The following is a 13,468-nucleotide window of genomic DNA, read 5'->3' as shown; positions in this document are numbered from 1 at the left end:
ACAGGGCTTTTAATTTTTAATCTAATTTAAAACGAGTTACTACACTTGAGAGTTGTGAGCTACTTTGTTTTAACTGCTCGCTGGCACCGGTTAATTGCTTGGTATTATCGAGTGACTCTTTAGTTGAATTAGCTAGGTCGTTAATACGCAAGTTCACTTCATCTGCAGCTAAAGTTTGCTGCTCAGTAGCACGCGCTATTTGACTGTTCATTTCGGTGATCACACTAACTAAGCGTTCAATTTCATTTAATGATGTGTTTGCTGATGATGCCTGCTCAACCGTTGATGCTGAAAGAGCTTGGCTCGACTTCACCGCTTCTACCGCTGCTTTTGCACCGTTTTGCAGCTTAGTGATCATAGCTTGAATTTCGTCGGTGCTTTTACCAGTTCGGCTTGCTAAAGTACGCACCTCGTCTGCCACAACGGCAAACCCACGGCCGTGTTCACCTGCACGGGCAGCCTCAATCGCAGCATTAAGGGCAAGTAAATTAGTTTGCTCTGAAATACTTCTAATTACTTCAAGTACCGATCCTATATTATTACTTTCGCTGGCTAAATCGGCGGTAACTCGGCTCACGGTTTCTATATTACTGGAGAGTGTTTCAATCGCCGTTATTGTATTGGCAACAACATTTTTACCTGATGATGCATTACTAGCTGCATCGTTTGCAGCTTGCTCGGCGGCTTCAGCATTGCGACTCACATCATGAATTTGATGGGTCATTTGCTCCATTGCTGCAGCTACCTGAGTGCTACTGTCGTTTTGTAATTCAATAAATGATTGGCTTGTTTTACTTGCTTCGTCAACGGTATGCGCATGTTGATTAACATCGTGCGCGCTTTGCGATACATGCGTTAACGATTCGTGCATTTTCAATATAAACGCGTTGAATGAATGAGAAAGCTCAGATATTTCGTCATTTCCGGTTTCATCTAAGCTGCGGGTTAAATCGCCTTCGCCTTGGGAAATATCTTTCATCATGTCGGCAGCTAAGCGTGTTGGAGTAATAATACTTTTACCAATAAAGTAGCTTAATATAATCAGTGCAATAATCATTACCACGGCATTTATAATTATTAAATTACGTTGCTCAGCAAATGCACCATCAATACTGTCGAGCTACACGCCCGAACCTATAACCCATTGCCATTGGTTAAAGCCCTTCACAAACGCTATTTTATCAACTGGTTTGTCTTTACCTGGTTTAGGCCATTTATAAGGTACAAACCCTGAACCTGCTTGTTGAGTCACTTTTACCATTTCTACAAATAATGCTGTGCCATCGGGGTCTTTGTTATTAGTTAAATCTGTACCATTTAAGTCTGGCTTAAATGGATGCATTATCATTTTTGGGTGGTAGTCATTTATCCAAAAATAGTTGGTATTATCGTACCTAAGGGCACTAATTGTAGCTAAAGCTTGCGACTGCGCTTGTTGTTGGGTGAGGGTATTACTTTGCTCAAGATTATAAAAGTGATCAATAACGCTATAGGCGGTTTCTACTAGGTTTTGAGTTTTAAGATATTGCTCATTTTTAAGCGCTTGATACTGATTACTTAAACTCGAAATACTTAATATAACCAGTCCCAATACAACGATACCAACTAACAGTGCAAAACGCTGAAAAATAGTAAAACGACGAAGGTTGAGCATATGTTTATTCCTTAATGGGTACAGCACTGCTGTGCTTTTATTAAGTTTATTTATATAACTAAACTTAGCACTTATTAAGGCAAAAAAAAGGCTGATTTATAATCAGCCTTTAGTCTATTTATTCAACATTTAGTTGTTATTTAACATCAAAATGACGATTAAAGAAGTTAGTAATGGTTTGGTGTAGGTGCGTTTGCACTGTTTTACCGCGTAGGCTGTGTTTAGAACCTGGATAGGTCATCATTTCAAACGGTTTATTGGTATCTTGTAATTGTTTAAATAGTTTAGTGGCGTGAGTAAACAATACATTGTCGTCGGCCATGCCGTGGTAAATCATTAATGGACCTTTTAAGCCGTCAATATACGGAAATACCGCACTGTTTTCATAGCCTTTAGCATTAGTGGCCGGGTGGCCTAAATAACGCTCAGTATAATGAGTGTCGTAAAGTGCCCAGTCGGTTACTGGCGCGCCAGAAACACCGGCGTTAAAGTAATCGCCAGCTTTAAACATGGTCATTAGTGCCATGTAACCGCCATAACTGTGGCCGTAAATACCAATACGTTGTGGGTCTACATAATCTAGCGTACGTAAAAATTCCACGCCTTTAATTTGATCAGCAACTTCTACTTCACCTAAATTTTTATAAATAGCATCTTCAAACTTTTTGCCACGGTTGTATGAGCCGCGGTTATCAAGTTGAAAAATCACATAGCCTTGTTGCGCCATATATTGAAAATATAGGTTTTTACTACGCCAGCTATTAGTTACTCGCTGTGCATGTGGGCCACCGTATACGTTTACAATAACAGGGTGTTTTTTAGCGTCACTTATATTGCTTGGTTTAAATAACCTATAATGCATTACTTGGCCGTCTTCGGCTTTAAGTGTGCCGTATTCAGGCGTCGCTAAATCACTTAGGTAAGGCGTAAGCGGGTGCGTGTTATCTAGCTTGTTTTCTTCAAGCCAAGTAATAAACTCGCCATTTATTTTACGCAGAGCTGCAGCGTTTGGCTGATTAACCGCCGAGCTATTATCAATAAAGGTTTTGTTGTCTTTGGCAAGTACGACGTCGTGATATTGGCCTTGCTCGGTAATGCGTTTAATATCGCCTTTTTTAAATAACGAGGCACTGTATAAGTGGCTTTCGAGTGGGGTGTCTTTTCTGCCTGAAAAGTAAACGAGGCCTTTTTTCTCATCTATGCCTTTTAAGCTATCGACCGCCCATTCGCCGTTAGTAATTTGACGTACTAATTGGCCATTGGTGCGATAAAGGTATAAATGTTTAAAACCATCACGCTCAGACGCCCACACAAAATGCTTTTTGTCTTTTAAAAACTCAAGGTCAAAGTGTAAGTTTATCCAGGTATCGCTACTTTCGGTGAGCGCTACTTTTTGGCTTTTAGTTTTGCTGTTATAAAAGCGCAGCTCTAACGTTTGCTGTGAGCGGTTTTGCCATTGATACGAGAGCGTATTACTATCTTTTAACCATTTTGCTCGGGCAAGGTAAATATCTTCATCTTTGCCTAAATCAACCCAATCCACTTGCTGATTGTTTAAGGTAACTACGCCAAGCTGTATTTTAACGTTATTAGTGCCAGTAAATGGGTAACGTTGATTGAATAGTTTTACTTCGTCGGCGTAAATTTCGTTGCGTAGCGCTTCTTTTACTGGGCTTTCGTCAACGCGAGTAAAGGCAATTTTAGACTCGTCGTCGGCCCACCAATAGCCGGTCATACGGCTCATTTCTTCTTGTGCAACAAATTCGGCCATACCATTTTTAATGATGCCGCCGCCATCGTTACTTAGTTGAATTTCTTTACCAGAATCGAGCGCTAAAGCGTACAGGTTTTGCTCGCGAATAAAAGATACAAAATTACCTTTTGGCGAAAAGCGAGCATCGGTTTCAAATGCCTCGGTATTGGTGAGTTTTTTACTTTTATTTGCTGCTAGTTCGTAGTAATACAAATCGCCGTTAAGTGGGAACAATAACGCTTTACCATCTTTAGACCACTTATATTCAAGAATACCTTGGCCAAAAATACGCTGGCGCTCGCGGCGTGCTTTCTCTTCGTCAGAGAGGTTCTCTGGGCCCGAGAATAACTTAGCTGAATCGACCAGCATACGGTTGGTGTTATCTTTTAAGTTATATTCCCATAAGTCGTAGCGGTTATAGTCGTCACTTTTGCCTTGTAAATAAGTAACGCGATTGCCATCGGGCGAAAACTTTAATTGCACAGGAGATTTACCCGATAAACTCGGGTCGTCAAAAATACGCTCTAGCGAGAGTGGTTTTGCTTGTACGCTAACAGCACTTGCTAGCAGAGGGATGGCCAGTGAAAGATGTTTTATTTTTTTTAGCACAGGGTTGCCTTCGCTTTAATAAATATTGCTTAGAATGGTAAAGCCAAGCGTGTGCAACTGCAACTAAATGCTATAAAGTGGTAATTATTAAAGACAAAGTAGGACACTATGATGACCCACCCCACATTTGAACTAGCCCCAGAGCTTAAGCGCGATTGTATAGAGCTTGCCGATTGGCCGCTGTGTAAAGTATTACTATTGAACGATAGCCAGTACCCCTGGTTTATTTTGGTGCCAAAAAAAGCCGGTTTAAAAGAGATAATTGACTTAAGCGAGGATGAGCAAGTTACTTATTTGCGCGAGTCGGCAAAATTGAGTCATTTATTAATGCGGGTATTTAATCCCGATAAATTAAACGTGGCGGCGCTTGGTAATATGGTGCCGCAATTACATATTCATCATATTGCGCGTTTTACTAGCGATGCCGCTTGGCCTGCGCCAGTATGGGGTAAACACCCGGCAGTGCCATATGAAGACGAGAAAATAGCAAAAATAAAAGCCCACTTTTAATTCTAAAACCTTATAGAGAGAGCCAAGATGAGACATATTAAGTTGTTTGCCAATGCATTATTTATCACTGCGCTATTAACTACAGGCGCAGCGTTTGCAAAAGAGCAGTCTATTAATATTACAGCAGTTAAAACTAGCGATGTGCGTAATTTAGTTATTCACGAAAATCAAACGTTGTCTACGGCACAACCAACGAGCGAGCAGCTTAAACAACTCGCTAATGCTGGAGTAAAGCACGTAATTAATTTACGTGGCGAAAACGAGCAAGACTGGGATGAAGCCCAGTTGGTGGCTTCGTTAGGGATGCAGTATCACGCATTGCCAATTGCTGGCGCGCAAGATGTTAGCGTTGAAAACGCACAAAAGCTGGCTAAAATAATGGCAGAACTAAACGGCGAACCTGTGCTGTTACATTGTGCTAGTAGCAATAGAGTAGGGGCTTTAATGGCTATTTCTGCTCATGCAGAGGGGCTTGATATTGAATCGGCCCTAGCAAAGGGAAAGCATTGGGGAATGAGTAGTTTAGAGCCTGTAGTGCGCAGCGTTATTACTGCTAAGTAATTATTACTCAATAATTAGCGTTTAGCTTAAATAACGACACCGAGCACTTTTAACTCAATAAAAAAGCGTTACAGTTTTGAGCTGTAACGCTTTTTTAGTTTTTATTTACTAGGCTATTTTAGGTAGTAAACAGGCTATAAACTATTTAAGGCCCAACACTGCTTTGCCTTGTTTAAAAGTAACATCAACCGGAATATTAGCTTGGCTTAGCTTTTCTAAATCCTCTGCTAGCTCTGCTTTAATATTACCGTGCGTAGCAATAAGCTGATCTACTTTTTGATAGTCGCCATCACCTTGAATGGTTAAAATTAAGCGCGATAATTTAGCCATAGCATGGCTCATTTTTTCCATATTTACACGGTATAAACCGGCTTCATTTTTAGAAAAAGCACCTTCTTGAGCAAAAAAGTTAAAGCGGATCATATTCGCTTTACCATGAGCGCTAGATGCACCAAAACGTACTGAGCGGAATATACCAGCCATAAAGGTGGTGTAGTAATCCTCTAGTGTACCTTCAGTAATTTCGCCTTTTTTAAGTAGTTGCTCAATCATGTATAAACCTAAAATATCGGCTTTACCTTCCTCTAGCGCACTGGCGTGTTCTTGTAATGATTGGCGCACAGTTCCCTTACCAGTAAGGGTATTTTTAATGCCTAAGCCATGAGCTACTTCATGGAACATAGTATTAGCAAAAAAAGCATCAAAGGTAATATGCTTACGTTGCTCAGGCACAATAAGTTGCTCTGCAATTGGTACTAAAATTTTGTCAAACTTAGCGCGCATGGCATTTTTAAGTTGTAAACGGCGCGTGCCTTTTTCAAGCTGTACTTGCTCGTCGTTTGGTAAGTTTATTGCAATGGTTTTACTGCCCGCATTTGAGTGCCCTGCATAGTAAACAACGTCGTAGGCATTTAGGTCGGCGTCTGATCCCGGAACTTCTTGTTTGTATTTATCATCAACCGGTAAGCCTTTTTGTAGCTCAGGTAAAAAGGCAGCAAATTTAGCCAGGCGTTCGCTCCATGCTAAATCTTTAATTAATACATAAGACTCATAAGCAGCACGGTAACCAAACAATTGGTCTTCATAAGTTTCAATTGGACCAATAACCACATCTACTGGGTTATTTTTCATATCCATCCACGCAAAATCAGACGCTTGAAAGTCATCGTTTAGTAGCGCGTCTGCACGAAGGTTTAAGTAGTTAGCAAACTCTTTATCGTCTGCTAGTTTACTTGCTTCACGTAGCAAGTTAGCAGCCTCTAAAAGCTCGGTTGCGTACTCTTTAGAGTATGGCACGCTGTAAAGGTTACCTTGCTCATCACGTTTAATAATAGAGTAAAGCCCATTTTTATCTGCAAGATCAGCTTTATTTAACTCTTCTTTAGTTATATCTGCAGGGTAAAACTGTGCACCAGTTGCTTTTTCTTTATAGCTTGATAAAAACACTTTATCGCCGTTTAAACGATCCCATGGACCGTAGTTTATGTCGGCAAATTTACGCACTTTGTCATCAGCTAGTTTAGCTAAAAATGACTCTTTATTTTCACCAAACGCTTGCTGCCAAAATAAATCATCCATAATTATTGAAGCATCTATAAGCTTTGCCACCATAGCTTTTTGGTTATCACTTAAATGTGATAAATCAGTTTGTAAGCTAAAGTCAGTGTAAATGTCTAAACGTTGTTTATCGGTATTTATAAGTGTTGGACCTACTGGCTTTACTTGCTCTGTTTTAACAGCCGTTTTATTACTAGAAGAAGGGGCTTGCTCTGAACAAGCACTAAGAAAAACGATGCCGGAGAGCATAATTGCTTGGCTAATTTTATTTAAATTCATTATTTTGCCTATTTAAAAGTAAGATTTATTATTTGTATGCAGTTCGCTAAGGCGCTTACTATCTTAAAAATACTGCCTTATAGTGACTGCATTAAAGCAAAACACCGTGGTAAATAGCAAGTTTTAGGCGTTAGAGGTGTAATTAACTGATGTTAAATAGTAAATAAAAAATAAATTTATGTAGTTTTGTTAGCTTTAACTATAAGTTAAGTAATACTAAAGCATATAATAACAACAATATAAGGCTTGTTTTAGCTTATAAATAACTAATCATAGGGATGTTATGTCTACTGAAAATGCATTGTTAACAATTTTGATTGATAGAATAAATAACGACACTTTGGTGCTGCCTACTTTACCTGAAGTAGCAATTAAAGTGCGCCAAGCTGCTGATAATAATGACGTAAACTTGATGCAAATGGCCGATGTGATTGCACATGATCCAGCACTAACAGCCCGTATGATTAAAGTAGCTAACAGTGCAATTATGGGGCGCTCAGTTAAGGTATCTAACTTACATCAAGCAGTTACTCGCATAGGCTTACGACAAATTAAAAATATTGCAACGGCTATGGCAATGGAGCAATTGTTTGTATCTAACAACGAGCTAATTAAAGGTTACATGGGCAAAGCGTGGCAAAAAACGTTAATAGTAGCGAGTCACTCAATTGCATTAATGGAATTTTACTTAAAGAATAATAAGCAAAACTCTTTAAATAGAGATTCGATTACCTTGGCATCATTAATTTATAATATTGGTGTATTACCCATTTTAACCGAAGCCGAACGCCATCCTGAGGTATTTGCTAATCCTAGCTTTTTAGCCCATGCAATTCAAAAGCTCAGTGGTAAAATTGGTGGCTCTATAATGAAAGCGTGGGAGTTTCCTGATGAATTTGTTGATGTGGCGCAAAACTGGGCTGATGCCAGTCATCGCCCTGAGCAGGTAAGCTATATTGATTTTATTAGGATTGGTGCAATTTTAGAGGGCACGCTACAAGTGTCAGATAAGTCGGCCGCGCTACAGGTTTATATTAACAAAGGAATTATTCCTTCTATGCAGCTTTTCACCAGCGATGAGTATCACGCTATGGTTGACGATATAAAAGAGATGTTTTGCTAATAGTAATTAAGTAGTGAGTGTAAAAAAGCACGATTAAATCGTGCTTTTTTTGGCTTAACTTAGCAAGGGTTAGCGCTTAAGCTAAGTCGTCTATATCGCCTAAGCCTTGAGTTAGCTCTTCAAGTAGCTGTTTAATTTCTTCTGAAGCTAAAATAAAGTCAGCATCGAGTTTTACTGCCATGTCTTCTTTTGGAATATCAGCATTTTCTTCTTTTAAGGTATCGCTGTAGCTTAAACGCTTAATAGAGCCGTCGTTTTGCAGCATAAACTTAACGCGTTCTTGCCAATCAAGTGCAAGCTTAGTAACACGTTTGCCTGTTTCAAGATGCGATTTAACTTCGTCGCACGATAGGTCGTGGCCTTTAAGCTTAACTTGCGCGCCACTGTCATCTGCTTCTTCTAACTCTGCATCTGAGCCTATTGCAAAACCTTCAGGCGTACTGAAGTTAGTTAACCAGTCGGTTAAAAATACATCTAGGTCGTAATTGGCAAATGCAGGTACTACAGGCAGTGTGCCTAACGATTTACGCAAAAGTGCGAGTAACTCTTCGGCTTTGTTAAAACTGCCGCTATTAACCACAACCCAGCCGTTTTCTTGGTCAATAAATGCAAACTGTAAGCTCGACTTTTTAAATGCTTGTGGTAGCAGTGTATGTAAAATGTTTTCTTTTAATTCGTCTTTTTCTTTCTTTTTAACTGGGCGATTTTCTTCAGCTTCAATTAAATCGACTTTTTCTGCAACTAGCTCATTTATAACCGATGCAGGTAATACTTTTTCTTCGCGCTTAGCGCAAACTAAAATACTTTTTTGTGAAAAATGCGATAAAGTTTCGCCGTGTTTCCCAAACGCTTTTGTCCAGCCAAATGTAGCCAGCTCTTGGCCCGTACATGGACGAAATAAGTCTTGCTCTAATGCTTTGTCAAAATCTTCTTGTGTATACGAAACATCTTGTTTAAAGCGATAACATATAAGGTTACTAAACCACATAGGAATACAGATCCATTTGAAAAATTTGCACAATCATAGCAATAAAATCAGTATCTCGAAATGGCTGATTTTATTGTGGCATATTTAAAAAATAGCAAGTTGTTTTAAGGAGCGCAGTCATAATTGAGTATGTGTAATCTTGCTTGCTGTCGCTGCGCACTTGTTGCGCAATAAGTTGCTACACTTTTATACAGGCCGTTTAAAACTAAGTGCATATGTATTTAGCGTTTAGCTTTTTGCATTACACTATAGTTTAATGCTGGGTTTGATAATGCGCAGGCTAGGCCAAATATAAATAACTCTTGGTTGAATAAATTTCAATTTTGAAAAATTAACACGCCCTAGTGTATTTTACATTAATTCAGTTATAGTGAAGCTCGATATTTTTGAAGTTTTTCGGCTTTAAGTTTGGCTGAACGAGAGGTTGTTTTTATGCTGGCTTTAATGCATCGCCTTAGTAACTGGTTTTCATGATGAACTTTTCTATTTTAGTTTGTGACGATTCAGCAGTAGCCCGCAAACAAGTGATACGTTGCTTAAATGACTGTATAACCGCCGATATACGCCAAGCGATAAATGGAGTAGATGCGTTAGCGTTATTGAAAGAACAACATTTTGATTTAGTTTGCCTCGATTTAACTATGCCGATACTCGATGGTGTGCAGGTGTTGGAGCATATTAAAGCAGAAAAAATGGAGTGTTTTGTATTAGTCATTTCGGCAGATATTCAACAGCAAATGCAGCAGCGCGTAGCACAATTAGGTGTTATAGGGTTTATCGAAAAGCCAGTTGGCAAAATAATACTTAATAATATTTTGCATAAATTTGGCATTTACTAGAAGTTAAGATGAAAAAAAAGACTGTTTTATCTTCTTAATGAGGGTTGACAGTATAGCCTGTGTTAAGGCAGTCTTAAGCTATGAAAACATTTAGTCTTGCAGCGACCATTATTATTACAACCATCATCCTAACTGGATAGTGGCATAGGTCGGTGCAACAAATTTAAAGGCCTGTGTTCACTTAGAACCCAGGCCTTTTTTCGTTTTATGGAATGAGGAAACATAAAAAATGCGCGTTTTAAAATTTGGCGGATCATCGCTTGCCGACTTTGCTTGCTTAGAGATGGTTGCCGTGCTGGCAAAAGCACAATTAAAAGATGAAATGTTATTAGTGCTTTCAGCCCCCGGTGGCATGACAGATTCATTAGTTGCATTAGCTTCAGCGGCTGAGCAGGGTGAAGACTTTAGTCACTTGTGGCAAGCACTGGTAAATCGATGTGACGAGTTAAAAAAAGCAGTAGAGCAAGGCTATGGTGAAATTGAAAACTGGCCAAATTTTACCGAGCTTAAAAATAAACTTGATGGTGTATCACTGATTAAATGCTGCCCTGAGCAAGTACGTGCTTTTATTATTAGCTTTGGTGAGCGCGTTAGTGTGTCGTTAATGCAATGCTTACTCGGTGATTTAAACGCGCAGTACCTTGAAGCGACCAATTGCATAGTATCAACCGGTGGTTACATAGATGCAGAGGCAGACTTAGTTGCCAGTAAAGTGCGCTTTCAAGCCGTATTAAAAGAACAACCAGCAACTATTTATATTATGCCCGGTTTTACTGCCAGTAATGAGCAAGGCGAACTAACCACTTTGGGCCGAAATGGCTCAGATTATTCTGCGGCAATTGCGGCAGCTTGTTTAGAAGCCGATGTTTGCCAAATTTGGACTGATGTAGATGGTGTTTACAGTGCCGATCCGCGTTATATAAAAACCGCCACTAAAGTTGATTTTTTATCTTATAAAGAAGCGATGGAGCTTTCTTACTTTGGTGCAAAAGTATTACACCCTAAAACAATTTTACCCTGCGCTAAAGCGGGTGTACCGTGCGAAATTAAAAACACGCGTAACCCCAATGCACAAGGCTCACTTATTAGTAACGAGAGCGTTTCATCTGAGCCAGTAAAAGCACTATCAAGTTTACAAGATTTAGCAATGCTTACCGTGTCGGGCCCGGGCATGAAAGGTAAAGTAGGGATGGCATCTAAAGTATTTAATGCCCTTGCCCTTGATAATGTGTCGATTGTTTTAATTACCCAGTCATCGTGTGAGTTCAGTATTAGTTTTTGTGTTCATGAGGTCGATTTAGCGCTGGCACTTGAAGCGCTGCAAACCGCATTTAAATTAGAGTCTCAAGCAGGTTTAATTGAACCAATACAAGTAAAGCGTAACTTAGCTATTGTTACTTTGGTGGGCGATAATATGCGTGCGCACAAAGGTTTAGCGGCTAAGTTTTTTGCATCACTTGCTCAAGCACAAGTAAATATTGTAGCTATAGCCCAAGACTCTACCGAAAGTTCTATTTCGGCCGTGATCGATGGTGAACGTTGTAATGGCGCTGTAAAGGTTTGTCATGAGAATTTCTTTACCCATATTCCATCAATTGACGTGTTTTTATTAGGGTGTGGTTTAGTAGGTCAAGAGCTTATTGAGCAATTAGAGCGTCAACAAGCTTGGCTTGAAAAACGCAATATTAAACTTAAGCTTTATGGGGTTGCCAACTCTCGCCAGCTACACTTAGACAGTGAAGGTATTGCCTTTGATGACTGGCAGCAAAAGCTTGGCGCATCAGAGCAAGCTTTTGATTTAAAACTAGTTGAACAATTTGTACAGCAAAATCATTTAATAAACCCAGTATTAGTTGATTGTACTTCGTCAGATGCGTTATCGGCGCAATACGTAGACTTTTTAAATGCCGGTTTCCATGTCGTAGCCGCAAATAAAAAGGCCAATACAAGCTCGTATGCTTACTATCAAGACTTAATTGCAGCAACACAAAAAAATGGCCGTAAGTTTTTATACGAAACCAATGTAGGAGCCGGTTTACCGGTACTTGATAACTTAAAATCGTTATTTGGTGCAGGAGACGAGTTACTAGAATTTAGCGGTATTTTATCAGGCTCGCTATCGTACATGTTTGGTGCGCTGCAAGATGGCTTGTCACTGTCTGAGGCAACAATTAAAGCTAAAGAAAGTGGCTTTACTGAACCTGATCCGCGTGATGACTTATCGGGGACAGACGTAGCACGAAAACTATTAATTATTGCCCGCGAATCTGGCATGCCACTAGAGCTAAGCGACATTGAAGTAGAGTCGGTATTACCGCACGGTTTTGCACAAGGCGATGATGTAAATACGTTTATGGAAAAGCTCCCTAGCCTAAACGCAGGTTTTAACGACCGAATAGCAAGTGCTGCCGCAGAGGGTAAAGTACTGCGTTACGTAGGCACAATTAAGCAAGGTCACTGTAAGGTAGGTATAGAAGCCGTTGATGCAAAGCATGCACTTTACGATATTCGTGATGGCGAAAACGCATTAGCAATTTTAAGTCAGTATTATCAGCCACGCCCATTTGTTATACGAGGCTATGGCGCAGGCTCGGCAGTAACAGCCGCTGGTGTATTTGCTGATATTTTAAAAACGTTATCGCGCTAGGAGCAAACAATGATTGAAGTATATGCTCCCGCATCTATTGGTAATTTTGCCGTTGGTTTTGACGCGCTAGGCGCAGCTCTTGCACCTATTGACGGCAGTTTATTAGGCGATGTAGCCGTTGTTAGTGCCGCATCGAGCGATGAGTTTATTTGCTCTGGCGAATACGCGCATAAGCTACCAAGTGATGCCAGTGAAAACTTAGCGTATCAATGTTTAGTGCATTTTAGAGCGCATGTAGCGCCTAATATGCCAAGTGTAAAGTTGGAGCTGAAAAAGAACTTGCCCATAGGTTCAGGGTTAGGATCAAGTGCGTGTTCGGTGGTAGCAACCTTTGCTGCCCTAGATAAATTTGCCGGAACCAAGCTTAGCCAAGTTGAACTTATTGAGTTAATGGCCGACTTTGAGGCAGTTGTTAGTGGTGGTCGTCATTACGATAACATCACGCCATGTTATTTAGGTGGCCTGCAGCTAACTGGCGATTTAATTCCTAATAAATCAATTGCTTTACCAGTTGATGAAAACTGGTATTACGTTGCTGCGTTTCCTGGTTTTTCACTTAATACAGCAAAAGCACGCTCAGTTTTACCAAAAGAGTTGAGCATGCACGCAGGTGTAGAATTTGCGCAGCGTTTATCTGCCTTTAGTAGTTTATTGTTAATGCATCGCTTTGATGATGCATTAAGTATTATGCAAGACCATATAGCCGAGCCATACCGTGCGCCACTTATAACAGGTTTTAGTGAAGCAAAAGCGAGTTTGCCAGCGCTAGGCGCCGAAATTGTTAGTATTTCTGGTGCAGGGCCAACATTATTTACTGTGTGTAAAACATTAAAAGCTGCACAGCAGTGCGCGCAGTGGCTTGAAAGTAACTACATAAACGAGCAAGGTTTTTGCCATATTTGTAAATTAGATAACGACGGCACACGTCAATTAACAGTTTTATAGGAT

At 40.0% G+C, this 13,468-nt stretch carries 9 protein-coding genes and 1 pseudogene; 6 read left to right on the top strand and 4 right to left on the bottom strand.

Features of this window, described 5'->3' with window-relative positions:
- Positions 1–16: 16 nt before the first annotated feature.
- Together RB215_RS11615 and RB215_RS11610 are read right to left on the bottom strand one after the other, a co-directional pair.
- A pseudogene (locus tag RB215_RS11615) lies at positions 17–1,654 on the bottom strand (methyl-accepting chemotaxis protein).
- Between the two features lie 136 nt (positions 1,655–1,790).
- Positions 1,791–4,016 (bottom strand): S9 family peptidase, encoded by a 2,226-nt coding sequence (locus RB215_RS11610; protein WP_089368684.1) that lies wholly within the window; start codon positions 4,014–4,016, stop codon positions 1,791–1,793.
- 111 nt (positions 4,017–4,127) lie between these two features.
- Here RB215_RS11610 and RB215_RS11605 point away from each other — a divergent pair, with 111 nt between their 5' ends.
- Together RB215_RS11605 and RB215_RS11600 are read left to right on the top strand one after the other, a co-directional pair.
- Positions 4,128–4,526, top strand: a complete 399-nt coding sequence (locus tag RB215_RS11605; RefSeq protein WP_041454540.1) for an HIT domain-containing protein — start codon at positions 4,128–4,130, stop codon at positions 4,524–4,526.
- A 27-nt stretch (positions 4,527–4,553) separates the two neighbouring features.
- The gene (locus tag RB215_RS11600; RefSeq protein WP_309216430.1) at positions 4,554–5,087 is read left to right on the top strand and encodes a tyrosine-protein phosphatase; all 534 of its coding nucleotides are present in this window, start codon (positions 4,554–4,556) and stop codon (positions 5,085–5,087) included.
- Positions 5,088–5,228: 141 nt separating this feature from the next.
- Here RB215_RS11600 and RB215_RS11595 read toward each other — a convergent pair whose 3' ends face one another.
- The gene (locus RB215_RS11595) at positions 5,229–6,923 is read right to left on the bottom strand and encodes a hypothetical protein (protein ID WP_011329033.1); all 1,695 of its coding nucleotides are present in this window, start codon (positions 6,921–6,923) and stop codon (positions 5,229–5,231) included.
- A 283-nt stretch (positions 6,924–7,206) separates the two neighbouring features.
- Between RB215_RS11595 and RB215_RS11590 the strand changes: the two genes are divergently transcribed.
- A complete protein-coding gene (locus RB215_RS11590; RefSeq protein ID WP_011329032.1) occupies positions 7,207–8,046 on the top strand; it encodes an HDOD domain-containing protein in 840 nt (279 codons plus the stop codon).
- Between the two features lie 76 nt (positions 8,047–8,122).
- On the opposite strand, the gene rdgC is transcribed toward RB215_RS11590, so the two are convergent.
- Entirely contained in the window at positions 8,123–9,034 is a 912-nt protein-coding gene (gene rdgC / locus RB215_RS11585; RefSeq protein WP_011329031.1) for a recombination-associated protein RdgC, read from the bottom strand.
- A 470-nt stretch (positions 9,035–9,504) separates the two neighbouring features.
- On the opposite strand from rdgC, the gene RB215_RS11580 reads away from it, so the two are divergent.
- The 3 genes from RB215_RS11580 to thrB all read left to right on the top strand — a co-directional run bounded on the left by RB215_RS11580 (position 9,505) and on the right by thrB (position 13,465).
- Positions 9,505–9,873 (top strand): response regulator, encoded by a 369-nt coding sequence (locus RB215_RS11580; protein WP_086993178.1) that lies wholly within the window; start codon positions 9,505–9,507, stop codon positions 9,871–9,873.
- A 229-nt stretch (positions 9,874–10,102) separates the two neighbouring features.
- Positions 10,103–12,520, top strand: coding sequence for a bifunctional aspartate kinase/homoserine dehydrogenase I (gene thrA, locus RB215_RS11575; protein ID WP_011329029.1), 2,418 nt, complete (start codon positions 10,103–10,105; stop codon positions 12,518–12,520).
- A 9-nt stretch (positions 12,521–12,529) separates the two neighbouring features.
- The gene (gene thrB, locus RB215_RS11570; protein WP_011329028.1) at positions 12,530–13,465 is read left to right on the top strand and encodes a homoserine kinase; all 936 of its coding nucleotides are present in this window, start codon (positions 12,530–12,532) and stop codon (positions 13,463–13,465) included.
- The last annotated feature ends 3 nt before the right edge of the window (positions 13,466–13,468 follow it).

Source organism: Pseudoalteromonas sp. HL-AS2 (genome assembly GCF_031198805.1).
Classification (GTDB): Bacteria; Pseudomonadota; Gammaproteobacteria; order Enterobacterales; family Alteromonadaceae; genus Pseudoalteromonas; species Pseudoalteromonas nigrifaciens.
This window is presented reverse-complemented; position numbering and strand designations above follow the sequence as displayed.